Origin of the sequence: Pseudomonas sp. ATCC PTA-122608, assembly GCF_001952855.1 — a bacterium.
Lineage (GTDB): Bacteria > Pseudomonadota > Gammaproteobacteria > Pseudomonadales > Pseudomonadaceae > Aquipseudomonas.
This window is the reverse complement of record NZ_LPNO01000013.1, coordinates 316,569-341,160: the sequence shown is the minus strand read 5'-3', so window position 1 is coordinate 341,160 and position 24,592 is coordinate 316,569. Positions and strand designations below refer to the sequence as shown.

The following is a 24,592-nucleotide window of genomic DNA, read 5'->3' as shown; positions in this document are numbered from 1 at the left end:
CATCATGCGCCCGCCCTTTCTTTTTGCCCGATGAGACGCCTATGTCCATATCGTTAAAGTTACGTATCGCCGGCCTTGCAGGCCTGCTCCTCAGTCCGCTTGCCCAGGCGGACTTTTCAATTCCGGGGTTTGAGTTGGTGCATACCGTGCCGGTGGACACGCAACTGGGAACGGCGGACCTGCGCCAGCCCGGCCCGGTATGGATCGGGCTGTTTGACGGCGCGAAAAGCCGCATCGACATCGGCCAGTTCTACGCGGCAGATCATCCTGGCTCGGTGATGGACAAGGTGATTGAACACCTGGAAGCCGCTGGTAAACGCGGGGTGAAGATTCGCTTCCTGCTGGAAGAAAAAGGCGTGCGGCTGTCGGAAGCTTCCACCCTGGACCGCCTGAAAGCCATTCCCAACCTGACCTTCCGCATCCTGCCCTATGGCAAGCTGAGTGGCGGGATCATCCACGCGAAATACATGGTGGTGGACGGCAAGGAGGCGTTTATCGGCAGCCAGAACTTCGACTGGCGTTCGCTGGAGCATATCCACGAAACCGGGATGCTCATCAGTGATGCAAGTGTCGTGGCGCAGACCCAGGCGATTTTTGAACAGGACTGGCAGGCCCAGGCAGCGTTGGCCGGCAACAAGCCTGTCGCCCTGCCTGCCACGGGCGCTACACCGGCGCGCACCGGCAACTACCTGGTGGCCAGCCCCCAACGCTACAACCCGCCGGGCGTGGGTGATTCACAGCTGGAGCTGCCACGCCTGCTGGGCGAGGCGAAAAAGGAAGTGCGTGTACAGCTGCTGGACTACGCGCCGCTGTCTTATGGACCTGACAAAACCCGACCTTACTATGCGGTGATCGACAACGCGGTGCGTGCGGCGGCGGCGCGCGGGGTGTCGATCAAGTTGATGGTGTCCAGCTGGAACACCGAAGCGCTGGAATTGCCGTACCTGAAAAGCCTGGCCGTGCTGCCGAATGTCGAGGTCAAGATTGTTACGCTGCCCGAGGCCAAGCAGGGATTTATTCCTTATGCGCGGGTGATTCACAGCAAAACCATGGAGATCGATGGGCAAGTGGCCTGGGTGGGGACCAGTAACTGGCTGGGTGGCTATTTCGATAACTCGCGCAACCTGGAAGTGGTGATGCGCAGTGAAGCGATGGCCAAGCGTGTAGAAGATTTACACGAACAACTGTGGGACGGGCCGTATGCCAAGGCACTGGAAGTAACAAGCGAGTACCCGGAGCCGCATCCGGGCAAGCCGTGAACCGTTGCCCGCAAAGCGCATGACTTTGCGGGCAATGTCACATTGCCAGATATGAATATTGCACTTTTTCGCCTTTGCGCTGACCAACCCTGCATAACTCATGGATGGAGAGCAGGGATGAACAACATACGCAATGGACTGTACGGAGCCGCGCTGGTTTTGGCGGCCATCGGGCTGGCAGGTTGTGCCAACTCCATGACCTCCACCGGTGTGCCCGGCGTGAAGATGGGCGACAGCTATGAGCAGGTACTCGCCGTCGTCAGCCGCGATAATACGGTGACCAAGAAGATCGACGGGGAGGGATTCCGGGCTGAGGGTTACTCGCAGACGTTCAGGGATTGTCGCAGCACCTATTTTATTTTCCAGGGCGCCGATGGCTTGCAGATGGTTAGCCATGAGCCCGCGCCGCATCTGTCGGTCAGCCAGAACTGCCGCCAGCCATGAGCACTTTCCGTGTAATTCCCGCCCTCTTCCTGGTACTCCTCAGCGGCTGCGGCCAGGTGTATAACATCCGCTCCCTCAACACCGCCTACACGGCGCCGCCATCCACCGAGACGGCGCGCTTGCGCATTATCAGCGACGGCATGGTGCGTGCGGTGCCCGGTCGCGATTGCCTGGACTGGAATGTCCCCGGCGCCGGCGTGATGGTGTCAGCCAAATCCGGCTTCTCCGACCGCAATGGCGCAAGCCTCGGTATGCCGGGGCCGACTTACACCTGGGACGGTGCGGTGTCGTCCGAACTGGTGATTCCGGCGAACACGCCCATCGCCTTTCACTACCTGGGGCTGCCGCAAGCTGGCCGGCAATGTTTCAACACCATGACCTTTATCCCCAAGCCCGGCATGGATTACATGGTGCGCGCGTCCCTGTCCAGCAGTTGTGCGTTCGAGTTGGCCGAACTGCCGAAGGGTGCTGAACGGTGGAATCCGATTGAACCGACGCCGTCGGGAAGGCTGTCGATGTGCCACGCGATGGATAATTTCTAGGGATCCATGCGCAACGCGGGTTGAAGCGTTGCGCCACCGCCCACAAAACACGCACAAACAAAAACGCCGATCATTGCTGATCGGCGTTTTCGTTAAATATGGAGCGGGAAACGAGACTCGAACTCGCGACCCCGACCTTGGCAAGGTCGTGCTCTACCAACTGAGCTATTCCCGCAAATGGCGTCCCCTAGGGGACTCGAACCCCTGTTACCGCCGTGAAAGGGCGGTGTCCTAGGCCACTAGACGAAGGGGACACGCTACTGAAACACATGGTGTGTATTTCAGTGCCCAGAGATTAAATCCGAAGATTATGCCCTGGTTTCACTCAGTGCCGCCCGAGAGCAACACTGCTTAAATTTGGAGCGGGAAACGAGACTCGAACTCGCGACCCCGACCTTGGCAAGGTCGTGCTCTACCAACTGAGCTATTCCCGCATATGGCGTCCCCTAGGGGACTCGAACCCCTGTTACCGCCGTGAAAGGGCGGTGTCCTAGGCCACTAGACGAAGGGGACACACGTACAACATTCACTCCCTACCGCGTTTCGCTGTGTGCTTTACGCTGTAAGTGGCGCGCATTCTATGGATGGATTGGGAGGTCGTCAACCCCCAAGGATAAATTTATTTAAATCAATGACTTCGCCGTGGTTTATGGGGGTTGCAAGGGTTTCTCGCCGTCCAGGCTTTGGCGCCTATATTCTGGCGTTCCACAAGGCGCTATAGTTGGCCACAGCAAATGATGGCAATGTGCATCCATGCAGGGACTGCCCAGCTATATAGAAGCAACTACTGACGCAACTGGTCGCTCAGTCCTATCCGGCCACTGCACCAGTCACTACACTTCAACGCAAACCCCATAAAGAGGTCACACCGGTGACACCACTCATGATCACCCTGCTGGTAATAGCCGGGATCGTAATACTGATCGCCATTGGCTACATGAACCACGTGGTGGAAAACAATAAGCTGGAAAAGAACCGGACCCGGATCGAACTCAATGACCGGCTGCGTCGCTGCGGTGAAATCACCGAGACCTTTCCAGGCCAATTGATGACGCCGCGACTCAAGTTGCTGCTGACCCGCCTGGAGCTCAACGTCAACCAGCGCCTGTTGAACCTGGACAAGTCGAATGCGTCGCTCAAGGCACGCATCACCGAACTCAACGCGCTGGTGGCCCAGGGCGAATCGATTACGGTGAATAACCCGCCCGGCCCGATCCAGACCGAAGCCAAGGCCAAGGATGTACGGTTCCTGCTGGAAGCCCTGCATGGCCAGGTAACTCGCGCGGCCCAGGACGGTTTCCTGCCGACCAATGAAGCCAAGCACTGGATCAAGGAAATCCGCCACATCCTGGTGCTGCTGCACATCGAGTTCTTCAACAACCTGGGCCAGCACGCGCTGCAACAGGGCCAGCCGGGCCAGGCACGCCTGGCGTTCGAACGCGGCGTGCAGTACCTGCGCAAACAGCCAGAGCCCGTGGTGTACAGCCAGCAACTGCAATTGCTGGAGAAGCAACTGGCGCGCGCCAACTCCATGGTGCTGACCAACCTCGAGCCGGCTGAAGACGAGGTCAACGAATTGACCGAAGGCTTGAAAGTGGCGGACGCGGATGCAGACTGGAAGAAGAAAGCCATCTACGACTGATCCCCTGCCATTGTGGTGGGCGGTAAACCCGCTCGCCACATGCCATCACTCTGCACCTATCCCCTTCCCGCCGAATAGCGTAAAAAAGGCCCCCTCTCTCCGTTAACGAAAAGGGCCTCGCCATGCCTGTCGTGATCATCGATGGACAACCGCTGCACTACCTCGACCAGGGCACCGGCCCGGCCGTTCTCCTCGGTTCCAGCTACCTGTGGGACAGCCAGATGTGGGCGCCGCAGATAGAAGCCCTTTCGCAACAATACCGAGTGATCGTCCCCGAGTTATGGGGCCACGGCGAGTCCGGCCCACTGCCTGCAAACACCGCATCCCTGGACGACCTCGCACGCCAGCACCTGGCCCTGCTGGATCATCTGGACATCGCCCAAGTCAACCTCGTAGGTTTGTCGGTCGGCGGCATGTGGGGCGCACGCCTGGCGCTGCTGGCACCCGAGCGGGTCAACAGCCTGGTGCTGATGGACACGCACCTGGGTGCCGAGCCGGAAGCCACTCGCCAGTACTACTTCTCGCTGTTCAAGATGATCGAAGATGCCGGTGCCATTCCGGAACCGCTGCTGGATGTGGTGGCGCCGATCTTCTTCCGCCCCGGCATCGACCGGGAGTCGGCCTTGTACCAGGACTTTCGCAACGCACTGAAGGCCTTCCCCAAAGAGCGCCTGCTGCAAAGCATCGTGCCCCTGGGCCGGATTATCTTCAGCCGCGCCGATGTGCTGGAGCAGCTGTCGCGCCTAAACGCTGATACTACCCTGGTGATGTGTGGGGAGCAAGACAAGCCACGCCCACCGGCCGAATCAGAAGAAATGGCCACCTTGATCGGCTGCACGCTGACGTTGATTCCGGACGCCGGGCATATCTCCAGCCGGGAAAACCCTGACTACGTCAACGAGGCGCTGCTGACCTTCCTGGTCAACAACGCCTGACTGCCCTGCCCTTTGATCGCCGCAGGCGTGCGGTGATCAAAGGCGGAAGTGCCCAACCATCCCTTTCAGCTCCATGCCCAACTGCGCCAGCTCAATGCTCGACGCCGCGTTGCCCTGCATGCTCAACGCCGATTGATCGGCACTGGCACGGATGCTGGTGACGCTGCGGTTGATTTCCTCGGCCACCGAACTTTGCTCTTCGGCCGCCGCGGCAATCTGCTGGTTCATCTGCTGGATCAGTGACACCGCCGCCGCAATGCTGCCCAGGGCACTTTCAGTTTCCAGGGCATCACTGACCGCCAGCTTCACCAGTTCGCCACTCTGTTTGATCTGCTGCACCGAAGACTGTGCCGCGCTGCGCAAGGTGCTGACCAGTCGCTCGATCTCCTCGGTCGATTGCTGGGTACGCTTGGCCAGTGCCCGAACCTCATCGGCCACCACCGCAAAACCACGGCCCTGCTCGCCCGCCCGGGCCGCCTCGATGGCCGCATTCAGGGCGAGCAAGTTGGTTTGTTCGGCCACGCTTTTGATCACCTCGAGTACCGTGCCGATATGCTGGATTTCCGCACTCAGGCTTTCGATGCTGGTACTGGCAGAGGTCGCAGAACTGGCCAGCAATTCGATGCGCTGCAAGCTCTGGCGCACCACCTGCTGGCCGCTGTCGACCTTGTCATCCGCAGTCTGCGCAGCTTGGGCCGCTTCTTCGGCGTTGCGTGCCACGTCGTGCACGGTGGCGGTCATCTGGTTCATGGCCGTAGCCACCTGCTCGGTCTCTTCCTTCTGGCTGCTGACCTCAATGTTGGTCTGCTCAGTCACGCTGGACAGCGAATGAGCCGAGCTGGCCAGTTGCTCGATACCCGCCTGCAACCCGCTGACCATGTTGCTCAAGCCGCTGCTCATCTGCTGCATCGCCAGCATCAACTGACCCATTTCGTCCCGACGGCTGACGTCCATGCGCCCACTGAGATCACCGGAGGCAATCTGCTGGGCGGCTGCAATCACACGGCGCAGCGGGGCGACGATCAACCGGGTGATGATCCACGCGGCAATCAGCCCCACCAGCAAGGCCAACGCAGAGGAGCCAATGATCAGCAATGCGCTTTTCTTCAACTGCGCCTGCATCGACAGGTCTTCTGCGTCATAGGCCTGATTGACCCGGGTGACCACCTCCGCAGCACGCTCGTGCAGTTGCTTATAGACGACCTTTTCCTGCGCCAGCAGGCCCGTGTACTCGCCGAGTTTTTCGCTGAAGGCCGCGATATGCCCGGACACTTCGTTAAGTACGGTTTGATAACCGGAATCCTTGACCGTGGTTTTCAACTGCTCGACCTGGGCCAAGGCCTGATCAGCCTGCTCGATCTTGCCTTGCTCGGCGTTCTCGTCATCGCCCTTGCGGCTCTGATCCAGACGCACGTGCGCTTCGTTCATGGCTTGCAGCATCAGGCGCGAGACCTGGCTGACCTGCCCCGCCTGCTCGATAAACTCGGCGCCTTCCTTGCCCTGGCTTTCCTTGAGGCCGTAGGCGCCGTCGTCCGCCAGCCCGGCCTGCAATACATCGAGGTTGTTGGCGACACTGGAGACCGACCAACTGGCCATTTCCAGGGCCAGATCCTTGGTCTGGGTCAACTCGACAAACTCATCGAACGCCTTGCGATAGGCCGCCAGCGCCTGCTCGACGTCGGTCATCACCGGGACGTTGGCGGGCGACAGGCCCTTCAGGATCGTAGCCTGGGCGGCCAATGCGTCGACGCTTTCGTGCAAGGCGTCCACGGACTTGGGATCGGCATGCAGCGCGTAGTCCTGCTCGATCAAGCGCACCTTGAGCAGGCCGCTGTTTAGCGCCGACATGGCTTTCAGGCCCTCGAAGCGCTGACCGACGGTTTGCAGCGACCACACGCCAATCGCCGCCACCAGCGCCGTCAACAGCAACACCAAGGCGAAGCCCAAGCCCAGTTTCTTTGCCATACCGAGGTTGGCAAAACGTCGTTGCACGGCAGAAATCATTGCACTTGAGTCCTCTTGCAATGGCGGGTGCCATCAAGCCCGGTTTCGATGCAGCGAGATTCGCAACCCCGGGGCACTGAACACAAGCGTTTGGCGCCACAATAATGGCAAAAAGCTACATCCTCGTCGTTTTCAGAATGGTAGAGGTCGATCCTGCCGGGCCCATGGCCTTGAACAGCGCGAGTGCGCGCTGATCAGAAGCATAGGCCACGTTGATGCGCAGCCAGTCACTGTGTTCGCCCGTCGGGCTGAAAAGCGCCCCTGGCGACAGCAACACCCCAAGCCGACGAGCCTGCGCGTGCAGCGTCGAACAGTCACCCACGCCAGGCCGCGCCCACACAAACATGCCACCCGCCGGCACCGCAAACACCTCCCACTCCTCGTCTTCCAGCACCTGCAGCGTGACGGCCATTTCGGTGCTCAAGCGCCGACGCAAGCGTTGCACCCACTTGCGGTAGGCACCATTGGCCAGCAACGTGGCCACCACCGCCTCGGCGAACCGCGAGGTGCCGATACCGGTCATGGTCTTGACCTTGGATAACTGCGCGATGATCGCCCCGCTGGCCGTGAGGTAGCCCACGCGCAAAGCGCTGCTGAGGGTCTTGGAAAAACTCGAGATATAGATCACCCGGTCCTCGTGGGGCAACGCCGACAGCCGGGTACAGCTGGCATGTTGCAGATCGCCATAGACGTCTTCTTCGACAATGAAGAAGTCCCGGGAATGAGCCAGTTGCAACAAGCGCTCGGCCACCGCCAGGGACAGGCTGGTGCCAGTGGGGTTGTGATACAGGCTGTTGATGAACAGGCACTTGGGCCGATGCCCGTGCAACAGCGCCTCCAGTGCAGGCATGTCCGGGCCACCGCGTGTGCGCGGCACTTCCAGCAGCTTGATACCGTGAAAGGCCAACTGGCGGTAGAGGTTGCCATAGCCCGGGCTTTCCACCACCACCGTATCGCCGGCCTTGAGCAGTGTGCGGATCAACAGGTCCTGGGCATGGCTCGCACCTTGGGTGATAAGGATATGGTCGACCCGGGCCGCCACATGAATGTGGGCCAGGCGCTTGAGCAACTGTTCGCGCAGCGCCGGCAGGCCCAGCGGCGTGCTGTAGTTGAAGACGGCGGCGGTATCGGTGCGGGTGACCTCACGAATCGCGTAGCTGATGTCGTCGCTTTCGCGCCAGGTGTCCGGCAGCCAGCCGCACCCCAGTTTCAGTTCACCCAGTTGATTGTCGACGAAGGCGCCCCACCCGGACTCGGCGCCCTCATACCATTGGTTTTCGCAACGAAGGCCGCGCTCGGCGGGAGGCTGGGCCACACAGAAACCCGAGCCTTGCCTTGAGGCCAGCACGCCCTGGGCAACCATCCGCTCAAACGCCTCGATCACGCTGGACTGGCTGAGCAGGTTCTCGTGGGCCAACTGCCGAACCGAAGGCAACCGCGTCCCGGGGCTGGCTCCGCTCTCGCGAATCCAGGCGGCCAACGCGCTGACGATTTGCTGCACTACCGGTACAAGGGCTTGTCGATCGATCCCTAAATCCATGAGCCACTCACTTAAACTGTTGTCATTTAACCCAAACCAGTTAAGCACAGAAGCCCAATGACAGCCGTGGTGAAGATTTATTAAATCATTGATTTAATTGGATTATTTACCTACTGATACACATTCAGCCAAGGCATCTGGCCATCTGCGGAAAAGCCTCACAGCGCGGCCAACGCTTTTCTGAATGGCATCAGCGTCAGTTCCTAAATGGCAGTCGCGCCACCGTCCACCGCCAATGCCTGGCCTGTGGTAAACGCAGCACCGTCGCTGCACAGGTAAAGCACCGCGCTGGCGATTTCCTCGACCTTGCCGATACGCCCGACCGGGTGCATGGCGGCAGCAAATTCAGCCTTGCGTGGATCAGCCTCATAGGCACGTCGGAACATATCGGTGTCGATCACCGCCGGGCACACCGCGTTGACGCGGATTTTCTTTTTCGCGTACTCGATCGCCGCCGACTTGGTCAGGCCGATTACCGCGTGCTTGGACGCGGCATAGATACTCATCTTCGGCGCCGCCCCCAGCCCCGCCACCGAGGCCGTATTGACGATGGCACCACCGCCCTGGGCCAGCAGCAACGGCAGTTGATACTTCATGCACAGCCACACGCCCTTGACGTTGACGCCCATGATTGCGTCGAACTCATCCAGGCTGCCATCGGCCAACTTGCCCTTTTCGATCTCGATTCCGGCGTTGTTGAAGGCATAGTCCAACCGACCATAGGTGGCTACGGTCTGCTGCATCAACTGCTGTACGTCCGCTTCGAGGGTGACATTGCAGCGTACAAACACGGCTTCGCCACCGGCCTGATGAATCAGCGCCACAGTGCCCTCGCCGCCCGCCGCGTCCAAATCGGCAACTACGACTTTCAAGCCTTCAGCGGCGAACGCCAGCGAAGTGGCGCGGCCAATGCCCGCGGCCGCCCCGGTCACCAGGGCTACCTGGCCGGAAAATGTCATGCTCATGGTGATGTCCTTCGATGGGGATGCTCGATGACCCCAGTCTAGCCAGAGCGGCCATGGGCACGTCAGCACTATCAAACGCCCGGTTGGGGAACCATGAGCCGCAGTGATAACGGGACCGGCGTCACTATCATTGCAGTGGATCGAGGGGCATTCGCAGGTGCCGCGCACCTTGCCGGTGCGGCTCGAAGGGTCTATCACTCAAGGTCCACTTCTCAAGAGTCCCTGCCATGACTGCCCAGACCAACCGCCAATTCCTGCTCGCCAAACGCCCGGTCGGCGCTGCCACGCGGGACACCTTCACCTACCAGGAAGTACCGGTGGGCACGCCGCAGGACGGGCAGGTGCTGGTGCACAACGAATACCTGTCCCTGGACCCGGCCATGCGTGGCTGGATGAACGAGGGCAAATCCTACATTCCGCCGGTAGGGATCGGCGAAGTCATGCGCGCTTTGGGCGTAGGCAAGGTCATCGCCTCGAACAATCCGAAATTTGCCGTGGGGGACTACGTCAACGGTGCCTTGGGCGTGCAGGATTACTTCCTCGGCGAGCCACGGGGTTTCTACAAGGTCGATCCGAAACTCGCACCGCTGCCGCGCTATTTGTCGGCACTGGGGATGACTGGCATGACTGCCTACTTTGCCCTGCTGGACACCGGCGCACCCAAGGCCGGAGACACCGTGGTGATTTCCGGCGCGGCCGGCGCAGTGGGCAGCATTGCCGGGCAGATTGCCAAGATCAAAGGCTGCCGCGTGGTGGGCATTGCCGGCGGCGCCGACAAATGCAAGTTCCTGGTGGATGAGTTGGGGTTTGATGCGGCCATCGACTACAAAAACGAAGACGTGCACGCCGGCCTCAAGCGCGAGTGCCCGAAAGGTGTGGACGTGTATTTCGATAACGTCGGCGGTGACATTCTCGACGCCGTGCTCAGCCGCCTGGCATTGAAAGCCCGCGTGGTGATCTGCGGCGCCATCAGCCAGTACAACAACAAGGAGGCCGTCAAAGGGCCGGCCAATTACCTGTCATTGCTGGTCAATCGTGCGCGTATGGAAGGGTTTGTGGTGATGGATCACGCGGCGAATTTTGCCGCTGCCGGGCAGGAAATGGCCGGCTGGATGGCTCAGGGCAAGCTCAAGAGCAAGGAAGATATCGTCGAAGGTCTGGAGACGTTCCCGGAAACGTTGATGAAACTGTTCAACGGCGAGAACTTTGGGAAGTTGGTACTGAAGGTCAGCTGACACACCGCAGAACCAAATGTGGGAGCGGCGGTGCGACGTTTCGACTTGCTCGCGAAGGCGGAGTGTCAGCCACTGGATTTCTTGACTGATCTACCGCATTCGCGAGCAAGCCCGCTCCCACATTTTTTTACCGAGCCCGCTTCAGATCGGGTAGGTCAGGCGATCTCGGCAACCACCGCCGCCAGTGCCTTGGCCGGATCGGCCGCCTGGCTGATCGGGCGACCGATCACCAGGTAATCGGAACCGGCGTCCAACGCTTGGCGCGGCGTCAGGATGCGACGCTGGTCGTCCTGGGCGCTGCCCGCAGGACGAATCCCCGGGGTCACCAGTTGCAGCGACGGGTGGGCGGTCTTCAACGCCTGGGCTTCGAGCGCCGAGCACACCAGGCCGTCCATACCCGCCTTTTGCGCCAGGGCGGCGAGGCGCAGCACTTGTTCCTGTGGCTCGATATCCAGGCCGATGCCGGCCAGGTCTTCACGTTCCATGCTGGTCAGCACGGTGACGCCAATCAACAATGGCTTGGGGCCGGTGCGCTGATCGAGCACTTCACGGCACGCCGCCATCATGCGCAAACCGCCGGAGCAGTGCACATTGACCATCCACACGCCCATTTCGGCGGCGGCCTTGACCGCCATCGCGGTGGTGTTGGGGATGTCGTGGAATTTCAGGTCGAGGAACACCTCGAAGCCTTTGTCACGCAAGGTGCCGACAATTTCTGCCGCACAACTGGTGAACAACTCCTTGCCGACCTTGACCCGGCAAAGCTTGGGGTCCAACTGGTCAGCCAGCTTCAGTGCGGCGTCACGGGTGGGGTAATCCAGGGCGACGATGATAGGAGTCTGGCAGACGGACATTGGAATGGGCTCTCAGGCAAGTCGAAATCGGCGCGGATTGTAGCGCAAGCAGCGCGTTTGCGGGATCCGATGATCGGTAATTCGCGATTTAGCCGCCAGATTGCGGGCTCCCTGGCAATTGTGTCGAAACCGATACATTCCCGACATGCCTGCAATACCCCCGAAGATTAGCCTCGCACACGTGAACCACCGTACAGAACTTCCAGCCCCGGGGCTGGGCGCCTATGCTGAACGCAACAACCTCGCCGCCGATCTTCGGCCCGGCGGCCCACCAGGTAGATGATCGCACCATGCAAACCCTGACTCCTGCGCTGAATGACGATCAAAAAGGCTCGCTTGTGGGTGAAGACAAGCGCTGGAACACCCGCGCGCTGATCGTCGACGACGACGTGCCGATCCGCGAACTGCTCATCGATTACCTGGCGCGCTTCAATATTCTCGCCAGCGGCGTGACCGATGGCGCCGCCATGCGCCAGGCCATGCAAGCCGAAACCTTCGACGTGGTGGTGCTCGACCTGATGTTGCCCGGTGAAGACGGTTTGTCACTGTGCCGCTGGCTGCGAGCGGAGTCGGACATCCCGATCCTGATGCTCACTGCCCGCTGCGAACCCACCGACCGCATCATCGGTCTGGAACTGGGGGCCGACGATTACATGTCCAAGCCCTTCGAGCCTCGCGAGCTGGTGGCGCGTATCCAGACCATCCTGCGTCGCGTGCGGGATGATCGCACCGAGCAACGGGCGAATATCCGCTTCGACAACTGGCGCCTCAACAGCGTGCTGCGCCAACTGGTGGCCGACGATGGCCTGGTGGTGCCGCTGTCCAACGCCGAATTCCGCTTGCTGTGGGTGTTTATCGAGCGCCCGCGCCGGGTGCTGAGCCGCGAGCAATTGCTGGATGCGGCCCGTGGCCGTTCCATCGAAGCGTTTGATCGCAGCATTGACCTGCTGGTCTCGCGCCTGCGCCAAAAACTCGGGGATGATCCCAAGGCTCCGCAGTTGATCAAGACCGTACGCGGTGAAGGCTACCTGTTCGACGCCCGGGATATCGGCTGATGCGCAACGCCTTCAACACCCTGTTCGGGCGGCTGTTCGGTGTGTTGCTGGTGGCGATTGTGTTGGCCCACGCGCTGGCATTTTTCTGGTTTCACCACTATGGCCCGCCGCCGCCACCGCCACACGAAACCTTCATCGAGGAACCGGACGGGACCCTGACGCCAATGCCCAAGGCGCATCGCCGTCCCTGGTTCGGCGGGCCTGTGGTGCCGCTGACGTTTCAGTTTTTCTCGCTGATAATCGCGGCCTGGTATGGCGCCAAGTTACTCAGCCGGCCGATCCAGCGCCTGAGCGCCGCAGCCGAACGCCTGAGCCTGGACCTCGACAGCCCACCGCTGAACGAGTCCGGCCCACGGGAAGCACGGCAGGCAGCGTCGACCTTTAACCTGATGCAAAAGCGAATCCGCGAACAGGTCACCCAGCGTGCCCGCATGCTGGGCGCTGTATCCCACGACCTGCGCACGCCGCTGTCACGGCTCAAACTGCGCCTGGAACAGATCGAAGACACCAAGCTGCAGGGCCAGATGCGCCAGGACCTGGACGACATGATCGGCATGCTCGACGCCACCCTGAGCTACCTGCACGAACAACGCACCAGTGAAACCCGGCATTGGCTGGATGTGCAGGCGCTGGTGGAATCCCTGAGTGAAAACGCCCAGGACCGCGGCTCCGACGTGCAATGCAGTGGTGAATGTGTGCCGTTGCAGGTGCAACCGATGGCCCTGCGTTCGTGCCTGAACAACCTGATCGACAACGCCTTGCGCTATGCCGGCACCGCGCGCATCGAACTGGCGGACAGCCCGCAGGCGCTGGTGATCAAGGTGATCGACCATGGCCCGGGGATTGCGGCGGATAAACGCGAGGCGGTGTTTGAGCCGTTTTATCGGCTGGAAGGCTCGCGCAACCGGAACTCCGGCGGCGTGGGGTTGGGGATGACGATTTCCAAGGAAGCGGTTGAACGCCTCGGTGGACGGCTGAGCCTGGAGGAAACGCCGGGCGGTGGACTGACGGCAGTGATGTGGCTGCCGAGGGCGTAGGAATGGTTCCTACGCCCTGCATGAACCTTTACTGCCCGGCTTTATCGTCCCGCCGTACCTGAGCCTGGCTGGCGCTCCAGTCCGTCAGCAAGCTATAGGCCACAGCCAGCAACGTCGGGCCGATGAACAGGCCGATGAAACCGAACGCAATCAACCCGCCAAACACCCCCAGCAGCACGATCACCAGCGGTAGGTTGCCGCCACGGCTGATCAGGTAGGGCTTGAGCACGTTGTCCACGCCACTGATGATGAATGTGCCCCACACACCCAGGAATACCGCATAGGTGTAGTCACCCTTCCACGCCAGCCAGGCGGTGGCCGGTATCCAGATCAGCGGCGGCCCCATGGGAATCAGGCTCAGCAGGAACGTGACGATGCCCAGCACCAATGCTCCCGGCACCCCGGCAATCCAGAAGCCGATCAGCGCCAGCAGGGCTTGGGCGGCAGCGGTGCCGATCACACCGTTGACCACCCGCTGCACCGTACCCGCGACCAGTTCGATGTAGTAGCCCGCACGGTCGCCGATCAACCGCTCCAGCAGACGATGGACAAACATCGCCAGGCGCGGCCCGTCCCGGTAGAAAAAGAACACAAACACCAGGCTCAGGGTCAGCTCCAGAATCCCGCCGCCAATCTGCGCGCTTCGGGCCAGCAACCAGTTGCCCACCTGCCCCAGGTACGGCTTGAGGGTGACCATCAACGCCGCGCCTTGCTGGTCGATGCTGTCCCACATCGCCACCAACCGCTCGCCGACAAAAGGAATGGAGCCGAGCCAGGTCGGTGCCTCGGGCAAACCATCCACCTGGATATCCTTGATCAAGCCAACGGCGTCGCGCACATGATCAGCCAGGTTGAACCCCAGCCAAACCAGCGGCAACGCCACCAAGAGCATCCAGACCAGGGTCAGGATTCCGGCAGCCAGGGATTCGCGCCCACCCAGCCAGCGGGTGAGCAGGCGCATCACCGGCCAACTGGCAAACGCCAGCACCGCGCCCCAGAACAGCGCCGACCAGAACGGCGCCATCACCCAGAAGCTGGCACCAAACAACACCAGCAGCAGGATCTGCACCAGCAGGCGATCGTTATTGAGCATGTGGTTTCTCGAAAAGAAGTCTGTAAGAGGAAGAGCTTAGGCGAACGGCGCGGGTCCGTTCGCCCTGGAACGGTCAGCGTATCAGATGCAGGTGCAAACCCTTCGCTTCGGCGGTGCCGGTTTCCAGCCGGGCCGCACGTACGCCCTGATCAATCAAGCCCTGGCGCCATGCTTCCGCGGTGGGCCCGGTCAAACTGACCCGCAAGGTGGCATCCAGGTTCAGTCCACGGGAAATAAGGGTGAGCCAGGTGGCGTCAGGTTCGGTACCCAGCTTGGGGAAGTCCAGCTCGCCAGTGCTTTTCAGCTCCCGCAGCAGCGTGGCGGAAGTCGGTAGCAAGTCACCCAGCGGTGCGCTGGCGTCCAACTGCTCTACATGCAGATACGCCCGGCGATTGCCCCGGGTGATGCCGTACAGCGCGACCAGGGAATTGTCTTGGGGCGCCGCCAGGCGCAGCAACAGGTATTCCTGCTGGCCGTCGGCGCCTACCAGTTTGGCGTTGCCGAAAACTTCATTGGCCCACAGGCTGCTTTCGCCGCAATCGCGGGCCTGGCACCAGAACAGCAACTGCGCGCCCTGGGCCTGCAAGGCTTCGCGGGTGGCGGTGAATGCAGCGCTGGAAGTGTGTTCGGCAGGCAGTTCATAGGTGATGGCGGTGGTCTGGCCGCGGGCGGTGGCCTGGCCTTCGTAGCGCAGCTGGCCGCTGATCTTGCGGATCGAGCCCAGCGGGTAGATGCGTTCTTTATCTTCGGCGGGGCGGTAGTCGACGATCTGCGCGTCGGCCTGACGGGCCACGGAGGGCAAGTCCTGGCTACCCGGTACGTCGGCGGCGAACACCAGCGGGCTGAAACAGCACAGCCCCAGAATACGGATAAATCCCTTCGGCATACTCATCGGATGAGCGCGCCCAGGCCATTGGGGTGCGCTGCGGTGTTGAGATCGTTCATGGTTGACTCCCTTTCGATCCGCCCAGCCTCGGCAGTTGACTCCGCCAAGTCAAGGCGTGGAGAAGAACCGATTGAAACAGTCTGCAACAAGGGTAGCGCCTGACTCGTCGTTCAGGTGCAAATGATGGCCACCGGGCAAGGTGGCCACCTGGAATGGAAGCCCGGAAAGCAATTCGGAATGTTTCGCCAACATGCCGTCTTCGGCGACCACCAGTTGCGTCGGACAGCCGACCCGACGCACGAAGGCCATCGCCTGCTCTTCTGTCAGACGCATAGGGGAAGCCAGGGTCAGCCGGCTGTCGCTGCGCCAGGTGTAACCTCCGGGAACTGGCATAAGGCCGCGTTGTGCCAGCAGTTCGGCGGCTTCGCGACTGACCGCCACCACGCCTTTCATCCGCGCTTCCACCGCCCGATCGAGGGTGCTGTACACCGGTTTGCGTTTGTCCTGCAGGTTCAATTGCGCCTGCAACGCCATGCCGAGGCGTTCGGCGGCGTTGTCTGCGGTGCCGGTCGGCGGGATCACGCCATCGATCAATCCCAGGTGTGTCACTCGCTCCGGCAAGGCGCCGGCCAACACCAGGGAAACGATGGCGCCGAGGGAGTGGCCAAGTAATGCAAAACGTTTCCAGCCCAGTTGCTCGGCGACTTGCAGCACATCGTGGACGTAATCCCACAGGGAGTAACCGGCACCGACGGGACGATGAGCCGAATGACCATGGCCGGCCATGTCCAGCGCAACGATGCGCAGGCCATCGAGTTTCGGCGCCAGACGCGCGAAGCTGTTGGCGTTGTCCAGCCAGCCATGCAGGGCAATCACCGGCAAGCCGTCTTCAGGGCCAAACAGATGCGCCGCCAACTCGATGTGCGGCAACGCCAGGCGGACTTCTTCGACGGGCGCGGTCATGCGCAACTGCGCTCGCGCTGGCGAGCTTCCCAACGGGCAAACAGATTCTTGATCAAGGTGGCAGTGTCCTGTGGGCGCTCAAGAGGAAACATGTGGCCGCCGGGCATGGTCAGCATTTCACCCATGGGCATGCGCCCCACGCCGCTGGCATGGTGACGCATCACTACCCGGCTCTGGCGGCCACGCACCACCGCCAGCGGCACTTTCAGTTGCCGGGCCTGGCCGGGGCTGGTGTGGGGCACGCCACGGTAGATACTGATCTCGGTGGCCGGATCAAAGCGCAGACGCAGGCGGTCGCCCACCTGCTCCAGGCCATGTTGCAGGTAAGCGTCGAAACACTCGGGATCAAAGCCGCGAAACAGGGTCTTGCCAGCAAAGTACTGGCGCGCTGCCGCCAGGTCGGCGAACTCTTCACGACGGCCCAGGGTACGACCCGCCGGGGTCAGCCGGTCGATAAAACCGAAGCGCTTGGCCGCGCGGATCACCCAGCGATCCGCCAGGGTCAGCACCGGGGAATCGAGCATCACCACGCCGCGATATAACTGCGGGCAACGCATGGCCGCGTGCAGGTGCAGCACGCCCCCCAACGAATGGCCCACCCCCCACACCGGTTCCGGTTGTTGCTCAAGGTGGTGGATCAGTTCGTCCACCAGGTTCTGCCAGTTGTCATCCACCGGAAACCTCGGGTCGTGACCGTGCTGCGGCAAATGCGCGACGGCGTACTCCGGGGCCAGGGCGGCAAACAACTTGCCGTAGGTCGCCGAAGGAAAGCCATTGGCGTGAGCGAAAAACACGTGCTGCGACATACCTGATCCATCACCATAAACAGAGCGTTGATTCTCCCCAGACCGGGCAGTCACGGCAATGACTGTAACTGCCAGGAATGATGACACTCACGCCACGCCTATCGGGCCGGCGGGTTCTCGCCCAGCGGCACCACGGCCATGGTCAGGCGCGATACGCAGCTGGCCTTGCCTTCATCGCTGGTCAGGCGGATGTCCCATACGTGGGTGGTGCGCCCGATATGAATCGGCTTGGCCACCGCCGTCACCCGCCCGCTGCGCAAACCGCGCAGGTGGTTGGCGTTGATTTCCAGACCCACGCAATAGAACTTGCTGGCGTCGATGCACAGGTAGCTCGCCATGGAGCCCACGGTTTCCGCCAGCACCACCGACGCGCCGCCATGCAGCAGGCCGTAGGGTTGATGGGTGCGGTGGTCGATCACCATGCTGGCGGTCAGAGACTCGTCGTCAAAGCTTTCGAAGCGAATATCCAGCACTTCACCGATGGTGTTTTTCTGGATCGCATTGAGTTGTTCGATGTTGGGTTGGGTGCGCCACAGGCTCATTGATCGGTCCTTATTGGTTTTATGTCAGTGCTCAATCCTGCCACAGCACGGCTTCGGAGCGCGCGCTCCAGGCCGGAAACTGCGACCCGTAGACGGCTTCAATCACGTTGCGCTTGATCTTCAAGGTCGGCGTGAGGAAACCGTTTTCCACCGCCCAACTGTCTTTCACCACCACCAGTTGGCGCAAGCGTTCATGTTTATCCAGCACCTGGTTGACCTCTTCCAGCAGGCGCTCGAGGCTGACCTGCAACGCCTGGCGCCCCTGGCCATCGGCGTCTTGCAGGCCCACTACAGATAACACACACAGGCCCATGGGCGCGCTCAAGCCATCGCCTACGACGCACACCTGCTCGATACGCGCATGCTCTGCCAGGCGGTTTTCAATCGGCGCCGGGGCCACGTATTTGCCTTTGCTGGTCTTGAAGATTTCCTTGAGCCGTCCGGTCAACCGCAGTCGGCCATCGGCGCCCTGCTCGCCCTTGTCGCCGGTGCGCAGGAAGCCGTCGGCGGTAATGGTTTCGGCGGTTTTCACCGGATCCTTGAAATAACCGAGCATAGTCGCGCCGCTGCGCACCTGGACTTCGCCGTCGTCACCGATGCGCACTTCAACGTCCGGACATGGCGGGCCGATCCAGCCGAGTTTCTGCTCGCCGGGGCGGCACACGTGGGAGTAGCCGCAGCTTTCAGTCATGCCGTAGACCTCCAGCACATCCAGGCCGAGCCTGCGGTACCAGACCAACAGGGCTTCGGGCACGGGGGCTGCGCCGGAGATTGCCACGCGCACGGCGTCCAGGCCCAACCCGGCGAGCACTTTGTGGCCAACGCGTTTGCCGATGAAGGGCAGGCGCAGCAAGGTATCGAGGCGGCTTGCGGGGATTTTGCTGTAGACGCCCATCTGGAATTTGGTCCAGATGCGCGGTACGCCGAACAGTGCTGTCGGCCTGGCCCGCTTGAGGTCTGTAAGAAACGTGTCGAGGCTCTCGGCGAAAAATACGGTTTGCCCGGTGTAGATCGAGGCCATTTCCACAAACATGCGCTCGGCCACGTGGCACAGCGGCAGGTAGGACAGCAGGCGGTCGCCCTCCCCCAGGCCGAACAATTCAGTGCCGCGAGTGGCCGCGAAAGCCAGGGCGCCGAAGCTGTGCATCACGCCCTTGGGCAGGCCGGTGGTCCCGGAGGTGTAGATGATGGTGGCCAGGTCTGAAGCGGCTGGCGTGGGGTTGTCCTGGATGGGTGAGCAGGTTTGCAGGTCGGCCCAGGTGAAGTCGAATTCGCCTTCGGGGCACAGCGGCAGACTGATGGTGGGCAGGTCGGCCTTTACTCCGGCGGACATGGCAGGCCAGTCGTCCAGTTTGCCAATGAACGCCAGCGCGGCTTCGGAGTGCTCGAGTACGTGGGCGACGGAGTCGGCGGTGAGGTTGGGGTAGAGCGGCACGGAGACATGGCCGGCCATCCAGATGGCGAGGTCGGCGATGATCCAGTAGGCGCAGTTTTTCGAGATCAGGGCGATGTGCGAGCCCTGGGGGAGGTCGCGGGCGCGCAGCCAGTGGGCGGCGCAGCGGGCTTGGTGGCCGGCTTCGGCCCAGGTGAGGGTTTGGACCTCGCCGCCTTTGATGGGCTGAACCAGGAATCGTTGCCGTGGGTGGCGGGCTTCGCGGTCGAAGAAGACTTGCAGCGGCAAACGAATAGCGACAGACATGGACGCGCTCCTTTGTGTTCCGATGGTAGCCAACCAAGCACTTGCTTGGCTGACTATTTCATGGGAGCGCGGGGGGTGCAAGTTCTGCTGGTTTGGGGTGTATATCCGTTATTTGGGTGATGGCTTGTATTGGTTCCGCTCTTACAGCGGGTCACTTTTGAAAAGAGCCCAAAAGTAACCAAAAGGCTCTTGCCCCACCACTCGGCACCTCGCCTAGGCTCGGTGTGCCCTCAGCTCCGGCAGCACGAAGCGGGCCGCCGCGACGGGGCGTCCCTGCCCCGTCGCGGCTAAACCGGCGTCCTGCCGGTTTACCCGCTCCGTACTGCCTACGTTCGGCCAGCGTGGTTTAACGGGGCGCCTAAGATCAAGATCAACAGCAGATCAAGAGCACAGCGGCCTACAGGCCGGCTTGAGTGTGGTGAAGCAACAGCAAAAGCTAAAGCGGACACGGTCCAAATGTGGGAGCGGGCTTGCTCGCGAAGGTCGTTAACGATGACGCGGGCATCCTGAATGAACGCGGCGTTCTCAGGTTTTTCGCGAGCAAGCTCGCTCCTACAGAAAAGCAGCTTTGCTTTCGCTCTTAACACTCAAGCCGGCCGGGAGGCCGCTGTGCTTTTGCTTTTGATCTGCTTTTGATCTGACTGCCCCATTCAGCCCGAGGCCGAACGCAGGTATTGCGGAGCGGGTAAACCGGCAGGACGCCGGTTTAGCCGCGCCGGGCCATGGATGGCCCGTCGCGGCGGCCCGCGTAGCAATGCCGGAGTGAGGGAACACCGAGCCTAGGCGAGGTGCCGACAGGCGGGGCAGAGCGTTTTGGTTACTTTTGCGCTTTTCAAAAGTGACCCGCTGTAAGAGCGGAACCATAAGCGGCCGTTACCGAAGAAACGGATATGTACCCTAAACCCAAACCAACCTTAAGGATTCCGAACACTCAAAAGACTCATCAACCCCGCCAACGGAAAATCCCCCTCCAACTCCGCCAAACTCGCCGTACTCATAGCCTGCGGCTGCCGCAAATGCCCATGCTGCAAATAACTGATCAGCCCCCCCACAAACGGCTGATGACTGACCAACAACACATCATCGTCATTATCCAGATGCTTGAGCACCTCCAGCGGATTACTCTCGGGCGTCAACCAAGGCACAGTGCGGATCTCAGGCTCAAACCCCAACGCCTCCCGCACCAACTGCGCCGTCTGCTGCGCCCGCACATACGGACTGGCAATAATCGCCCGCACAGGCTGCCCAATCAGATGCCCCGCACTGCGCAAAACCTCCTCACGCCCATGGGCCGTCAAATTACGCTCAGCATCCGTACGCGCATGCCCCTCGGCCTCACCGTGACGCAACACCCACACCTTCATAGCTTCGGTTCCTCATCACGCACAGGATGCGGCGCCGGCGGCACGCTGTGAGCAGCCTCACCTTCCGGTGCACGGGGCGTCGGCCAATCAGCAAACGGCCAAGGCTTCTGATCACTGTGAAAACTGCCAAACCGCCCAATCTGCGCCAAAAACTGACTCAAACTGTCACCAAAATTCATCAGCCCAAGGTTCGGCGCGCCGTACACCAACCGGTAAACCAGCTGCACTACCACCAGCGCCCCCAGCAGAAACTGCGCCACTTGCCACACCAGGGCAAACACCAGCATCCACAGCACACGCAGGCCAATGGATTCGTACTTGGGAGCTGCTTTCGGATCGTTCATGACGCGTTCCTCAGTTGAAACCACTGGTGGAAATAAAGTCGACATCGGTCTTCGGCTCGGCCCGCATCAGCAACTCGATGACCTGGTTCAAGGTGCGCCCTTCAAACAGGATCGCGTGCAAACCGGCGACCAGCGGCATATACACCCCGACTTCCTGGGCCTTGGCCTTCAGCACCTTCAGGGTGTTGACGCCTTCGGCCACTTCGCCCAAACGCGTCACGGCGTCTTCCAGGCTCAGGCCCTGGCCGAGGGCGAAACCTACCTGATAGTTGCGGCTTTTCGGTGACGAGCAGGTGACGATCAGGTCGCCCACGCCAGCAAGGCCGAGGAAGGTCATCGGGTTGGCGCCCTGGTTGACCGCAAAGCGGGTCATCTCGGCCAAGGCACGGGTGATCAGCATGCTCTTGGTGTTTTCACCCATGCCCAGCGCAACCGCCATGCCGGCGATGATCGCGTAGACGTTCTTCAACGCCCCGCCCAGCTCGACGCCGAAGCGGTCGGCACTGGCGTAAACGCGGAAGGTGCGACCGTGCAGCACTGCCTGCACCCGTTCGCAAAGTTCTTCGTCTTCACTGGCGATCACGGTGGCGGTCAGCGCGTGTTCAGCCACTTCCCGCGCCAGGTTCGGGCCGGACAACACGCCAATGCGTGCCTCGGGGGCGATTTCTTCAAGGATTTCGCTCATCAACTTGAAGGTGTGCGCCTCGATGCCCTTGGTCAGGCTGACCAGCAGCTTGCCCGCCAACCGCTCGGCGTGGGGCGCGAGCACCGAACGCAGGGCGCTGGAGGGCAGCGCGACAAAGCACAGGTCGCACTCGTCCAGCGTCGCCTGCAAATCAGTCACCGGCTCCACGGCCGGCAGAATCTTGATGCCTTTGAGGTAACGGGGGTTTTCCCGGTTGACCCGGATGGCCTCGGCTTGCTCGGGGTCACGCATCCATTGACGCACCTGGTGACCATTTTCAGCCAGCAGATTAGCCACGGCGGTACCAAAACTTCCGCCTCCCAGGACCGCAATAGGGCGCTGTTCAGTCATATGCAATCCGTTAATCCATAGCAGTGGCGATGGCCGCATTATACGGAGCGACCCGCTTGCGGCCAGCCCCCGCGTCAATTCAAACACTCGTCGGAAAATGCGACATTTGTGCGAAGTAATTACAGGGCCGACGACTGGCAAAAGGCCCCGCCTCAGTTAACATGGGCGGCTATCCGTAATTATCAAGGCCGTGCCGTGTATTTGGGCCCTCCTCCTCGCTCATCCCTTCTGCTGACGCTGTTGTGCATGCCGTGGTGCAGTGCACCGTTGCTGGCCGACGATCTGTTCCTCGACAGCCAACCGCTGCCGCAGGTACTGACCGCTACCCGGCTCAAGCAATCGGCCGCCGCCGTGCCCGGCAGCATGACGGTGATCGACAGCGAGTTGATCAAGGCCAGCGGTGCGCGGGATATCCCGGAACTGCTGCGGTTGGTGCCCGGGATGATGGTCGGCTACACCACCGGCAACCAGGCCGCCGTGAATTACCACGGCACCCAGGCCGGCGACGCCCGGCGCATGCAGGTGCTGATCGATGGTCGCTCGGTATACCGCGCGGGCCTGGCGACGGTGGACTGGAGCGATATTCCGGTGGCCCTGGAAGACATCGACCGCATCGAAGTCTTCCGCGGCCCCAACACCGTCAGCTACGGTGCCAACGCGCTGATGGCGGTGGTCAACATCCTCACCCGCTCGCCGGCCAACAGCCACGGCACCCGGATGAAACTCACCCAGGGCGGACGCGGGATCAACGACTGGTACGCCAGCCAGGGCATGGGCTGGGAAACCGGCGACTTGCGCCTGTCACTCTCCGGCCAACAGGACGATGGTTTTGACAGCGACCGCGTGGGCGCCGACCGCCGTGACAGTCGCCGCCTGAGCCGCTTCAGCCTCGCCGTGAGCCAGACCCTGAACGCGCAACAAAGCATCGACTGGCAACTGGACGCCAAGGAAGGTACCAACCAACGCCCGTACACCTACCAACCGGTGTTCGACGGGATTACCGAAGGCGGTACAAATTCTGACGTCAGCGCCAAGGATTACGCCGGCTCCCTGCGCTGGAACTTCGACTTCAATCCTGATCACAGCCTGTATATCCAGGGCTCGGCCCAGCAGTGGGATCGCAGGCAGATCTGGCGCGCCTGCGACGCCAAGGTCTCGTTCAGCCCGGAGTTGACCCAGCTGTGGCAACTCAATCCCAACTATGCCGAGCGACTGGCCCGGCACATGAACAACTTCAACCCCGGCAACCTTCCACCCGGCAGCCCCGCCGAACAGGCGCTGGCCCGGCAGGTGCTCCAGCAATGGGGTGACGGCGGCAAGGACCCGGTTTGCGGCAACATCGACCAAAGCACCAAAGAAAGCCGCTACGACCTGGAGATTCAGGACACCCTCAGCCTGTCCGATAGCCTGCGCCTGGTCAGCGGCATGAACTACCGGTACGACCGCGCCGACTCCGACACCTACTTCAACGGCACCCTGGACGACACCACCTGGCGCATGTTTGGCCACCTGGAATGGCGTGCCAGCGAACACTGGCTGCTCCAGGGCGGCGCAATGTATGAGGACACCCACCTGAGCGGCAACTCGCTGACGCCCCGGGTGGCCGTCAACTACCTGATCAACCCGCGTCACGGCCTGCGTGCGGTGTACTCCGAAGCCATCCGTTCGCCCGACATGTTCGAGAACAACGTCAACTGGAGTTACCGCGTCACCAACCTCAGTTCGCCGGCCTACGGCCAGAACTCCGGTCAATATTTCGTGGTAACCCGCGGCCCGGGCAACCTCGACAAAGAGCTGATGCGCTCCCGGGAGCTGGGCTACAACGGCTTTTTTGCCGACATCGGGCTGAACGTCGACGTGAAGCTGTTCTATGACGAAATCAGCGACATGGTCAGCGAGCCGCTGCGCAACAACCAGTACATCGCCAGCAACTCCAACAGCTCGCGCTTTACCGGCACTGAAACCCAACTCGACTGGCACATGAGCACCGCCGACCGGCTGCGGCTGACCTATGCTTACGTAGACGCCAGCGCCACCAACCCGCTGGACAGACAGCAAACCGCCCGCAACAGCGGCTCGGCCGGCTGGATGCGGGAATGGGGCCATGGCTGGTCCAGTGCGGTGTTCTACTATGGCGACGACGCGCTCAACCAGTATCGCTTCGAACGGGTCGACCTGCGGGTGGCCAAGCGCATTGCCTTGGGCAAAGCCAACGTGGAGCTGGCCGGCATGTTGCAACAACGTCTCGACAATCAGCCCACCACCTGGCCCGACAACAACTATGACCAACGCCACGTGCTCTACTTCAGTGCGGAGTTAGAGTTCTAGTGGATAGCGACTTGTCACG

The 24,592-nt window shown here is 61.5% G+C and carries 22 protein-coding genes, 4 tRNA genes and 1 pseudogene; 9 read left to right on the top strand and 18 right to left on the bottom strand.

The window, feature by feature from the left end; genetic code table 11:
- Window positions 1-41 precede the first annotated feature (41 nt).
- The 3 genes from AU074_RS14340 (at window position 42) to AU074_RS14330 (ending at window position 2,245) form a co-directional block, all read left to right on the top strand.
- On the top strand, window positions 42-1,259 hold the full coding sequence (locus tag AU074_RS14340; RefSeq protein ID WP_076015261.1) for a phospholipase D-like domain-containing protein: 1,218 nt from the start codon (window positions 42-44) through the stop codon (window positions 1,257-1,259).
- Between the two features lie 117 nt (window positions 1,260-1,376).
- Window positions 1,377-1,703 (top strand): hypothetical protein, encoded by a 327-nt coding sequence (locus AU074_RS14335; protein ID WP_076015260.1) that lies wholly within the window; start codon window positions 1,377-1,379, stop codon window positions 1,701-1,703.
- Window positions 1,700-2,245, top strand: coding sequence for a hypothetical protein (locus AU074_RS14330; RefSeq protein ID WP_076015259.1), 546 nt, complete (start codon window positions 1,700-1,702; stop codon window positions 2,243-2,245). The genes AU074_RS14335 and AU074_RS14330 overlap by 4 nt, the downstream gene beginning before the upstream one ends.
- Before the next feature lie 99 nt (window positions 2,246-2,344).
- Here AU074_RS14330 and AU074_RS14325 read toward each other — a convergent pair.
- From AU074_RS14325 to AU074_RS14310, 4 genes are all read right to left on the bottom strand, one after another.
- A tRNA-Gly gene (locus AU074_RS14325) sits at window positions 2,345-2,420 on the bottom strand.
- 3 nt (window positions 2,421-2,423) lie between these two features.
- Window positions 2,424-2,499: transfer RNA gene (locus tag AU074_RS14320), tRNA-Glu, on the bottom strand.
- Between the two features lie 104 nt (window positions 2,500-2,603).
- A tRNA-Gly gene (locus tag AU074_RS14315) sits at window positions 2,604-2,679 on the bottom strand.
- A gap of 3 nt (window positions 2,680-2,682) precedes the next feature.
- Window positions 2,683-2,758: transfer RNA gene (locus AU074_RS14310), tRNA-Glu, on the bottom strand.
- A gap of 370 nt (window positions 2,759-3,128) precedes the next feature.
- On the opposite strand from AU074_RS14310, the gene AU074_RS14305 reads away from it, so the two are divergent.
- Together AU074_RS14305 and AU074_RS14300 are read left to right on the top strand one after the other, a co-directional pair.
- Window positions 3,129-3,887, top strand: a complete 759-nt coding sequence (locus tag AU074_RS14305) for a hypothetical protein (RefSeq protein ID WP_083676681.1) — start codon at window positions 3,129-3,131, stop codon at window positions 3,885-3,887.
- A gap of 122 nt (window positions 3,888-4,009) precedes the next feature.
- Window positions 4,010-4,822: an alpha/beta fold hydrolase gene (locus tag AU074_RS14300; protein WP_076015257.1), complete on the top strand. Its 813-nt coding sequence runs from the start codon at window positions 4,010-4,012 to the stop codon at window positions 4,820-4,822.
- Window positions 4,823-4,858: 36 nt separating this feature from the next.
- On the opposite strand, the gene AU074_RS34860 is transcribed toward AU074_RS14300, so the two are convergent.
- The 4 genes and pseudogenes from AU074_RS34860 to AU074_RS14285 all read right to left on the bottom strand — a co-directional run bounded on the left by AU074_RS34860 (window position 4,859) and on the right by AU074_RS14285 (window position 9,331).
- Complete coding sequence (locus AU074_RS34860; protein WP_371916626.1) at window positions 4,859-5,701, bottom strand: methyl-accepting chemotaxis protein; 843 nt, start codon at window positions 5,699-5,701, stop codon at window positions 4,859-4,861.
- Between the two features lie 18 nt (window positions 5,702-5,719).
- Window positions 5,720-5,944: pseudogene (locus AU074_RS34855) on the bottom strand (HAMP domain-containing protein); the annotation flags it as partial.
- Window positions 5,945-6,941: 997 nt separating this feature from the next.
- On the bottom strand, window positions 6,942-8,366 hold the full coding sequence (locus tag AU074_RS14290; RefSeq protein WP_076015255.1) for a PLP-dependent aminotransferase family protein: 1,425 nt from the start codon (window positions 8,364-8,366) through the stop codon (window positions 6,942-6,944).
- Between the two features lie 203 nt (window positions 8,367-8,569).
- Window positions 8,570-9,331, bottom strand: a complete 762-nt coding sequence (locus tag AU074_RS14285; protein ID WP_076015254.1) for an SDR family oxidoreductase — start codon at window positions 9,329-9,331, stop codon at window positions 8,570-8,572.
- Between the two features lie 227 nt (window positions 9,332-9,558).
- Here AU074_RS14285 and AU074_RS14280 point away from each other — a divergent pair, with 227 nt between their 5' ends.
- Window positions 9,559-10,566 (top strand): NADP-dependent oxidoreductase, encoded by a 1,008-nt coding sequence (locus AU074_RS14280; RefSeq protein ID WP_076015253.1) that lies wholly within the window; start codon window positions 9,559-9,561, stop codon window positions 10,564-10,566.
- Between the two features lie 155 nt (window positions 10,567-10,721).
- Here AU074_RS14280 and pyrF read toward each other — a convergent pair whose 3' ends face one another.
- Complete coding sequence (gene pyrF / locus AU074_RS14275; RefSeq protein ID WP_076015252.1) at window positions 10,722-11,420, bottom strand: orotidine-5'-phosphate decarboxylase; 699 nt, start codon at window positions 11,418-11,420, stop codon at window positions 10,722-10,724.
- Window positions 11,421-11,710: 290 nt separating this feature from the next.
- On the opposite strand from pyrF, the gene AU074_RS14270 reads away from it, so the two are divergent.
- Entirely contained in the window at window positions 11,711-12,475 is a 765-nt protein-coding gene (locus AU074_RS14270; RefSeq protein ID WP_076015347.1) for a response regulator, read from the top strand.
- The gene (locus AU074_RS14265) at window positions 12,475-13,512 is read left to right on the top strand and encodes a cell wall metabolism sensor histidine kinase WalK (RefSeq protein ID WP_076015251.1); all 1,038 of its coding nucleotides are present in this window, start codon (window positions 12,475-12,477) and stop codon (window positions 13,510-13,512) included. Before AU074_RS14270 ends, AU074_RS14265 begins: the two co-directional genes overlap by 1 nt.
- A gap of 28 nt (window positions 13,513-13,540) precedes the next feature.
- On the opposite strand, the gene AU074_RS14260 is transcribed toward AU074_RS14265, so the two are convergent.
- From AU074_RS14260 to AU074_RS14220, 9 genes are all read right to left on the bottom strand, one after another.
- On the bottom strand, window positions 13,541-14,605 hold the full coding sequence (locus AU074_RS14260; RefSeq protein ID WP_076015250.1) for an AI-2E family transporter: 1,065 nt from the start codon (window positions 14,603-14,605) through the stop codon (window positions 13,541-13,543).
- 73 nt (window positions 14,606-14,678) lie between these two features.
- Window positions 14,679-15,497 (bottom strand): DUF4892 domain-containing protein, encoded by an 819-nt coding sequence (locus AU074_RS14255; RefSeq protein WP_076015249.1) that lies wholly within the window; start codon window positions 15,495-15,497, stop codon window positions 14,679-14,681.
- Between the two features lie 102 nt (window positions 15,498-15,599).
- A complete protein-coding gene (locus tag AU074_RS14250; RefSeq protein ID WP_076015248.1) occupies window positions 15,600-16,454 on the bottom strand; it encodes an alpha/beta hydrolase in 855 nt (284 codons plus the stop codon).
- A complete protein-coding gene (locus AU074_RS14245; RefSeq protein ID WP_076015247.1) occupies window positions 16,451-17,260 on the bottom strand; it encodes an alpha/beta fold hydrolase in 810 nt (269 codons plus the stop codon). The genes AU074_RS14250 and AU074_RS14245 overlap by 4 nt, the downstream gene beginning before the upstream one ends.
- Before the next feature lie 98 nt (window positions 17,261-17,358).
- Complete coding sequence (locus AU074_RS14240) at window positions 17,359-17,802, bottom strand: hotdog fold thioesterase (RefSeq protein WP_076015246.1); 444 nt, start codon at window positions 17,800-17,802, stop codon at window positions 17,359-17,361.
- A gap of 31 nt (window positions 17,803-17,833) precedes the next feature.
- The gene (locus AU074_RS14235; RefSeq protein ID WP_076015245.1) at window positions 17,834-19,501 is read right to left on the bottom strand and encodes an AMP-binding protein; all 1,668 of its coding nucleotides are present in this window, start codon (window positions 19,499-19,501) and stop codon (window positions 17,834-17,836) included.
- Window positions 19,502-20,415: 914 nt separating this feature from the next.
- Entirely contained in the window at window positions 20,416-20,865 is a 450-nt protein-coding gene (gene sixA / locus AU074_RS14230; protein ID WP_076015244.1) for a phosphohistidine phosphatase SixA, read from the bottom strand.
- Window positions 20,862-21,209 carry a DUF4389 domain-containing protein gene (locus tag AU074_RS14225; RefSeq protein ID WP_063028225.1) on the bottom strand — a complete coding sequence of 116 codons (348 nt, stop codon included), beginning with the start codon at window positions 21,207-21,209 and terminating at the stop codon, window positions 20,862-20,864. The genes sixA and AU074_RS14225 overlap by 4 nt, the downstream gene beginning before the upstream one ends.
- Before the next feature lie 10 nt (window positions 21,210-21,219).
- Window positions 21,220-22,245, bottom strand: coding sequence for an NAD(P)H-dependent glycerol-3-phosphate dehydrogenase (locus tag AU074_RS14220; protein WP_076015243.1), 1,026 nt, complete (start codon window positions 22,243-22,245; stop codon window positions 21,220-21,222).
- A 195-nt stretch (window positions 22,246-22,440) separates the two neighbouring features.
- On the opposite strand from AU074_RS14220, the gene AU074_RS14215 reads away from it, so the two are divergent.
- Window positions 22,441-24,573, top strand: a complete 2,133-nt coding sequence (locus tag AU074_RS14215; protein ID WP_143503583.1) for a TonB-dependent siderophore receptor — start codon at window positions 22,441-22,443, stop codon at window positions 24,571-24,573.
- The last annotated feature ends 19 nt before the right edge of the window (window positions 24,574-24,592 follow it).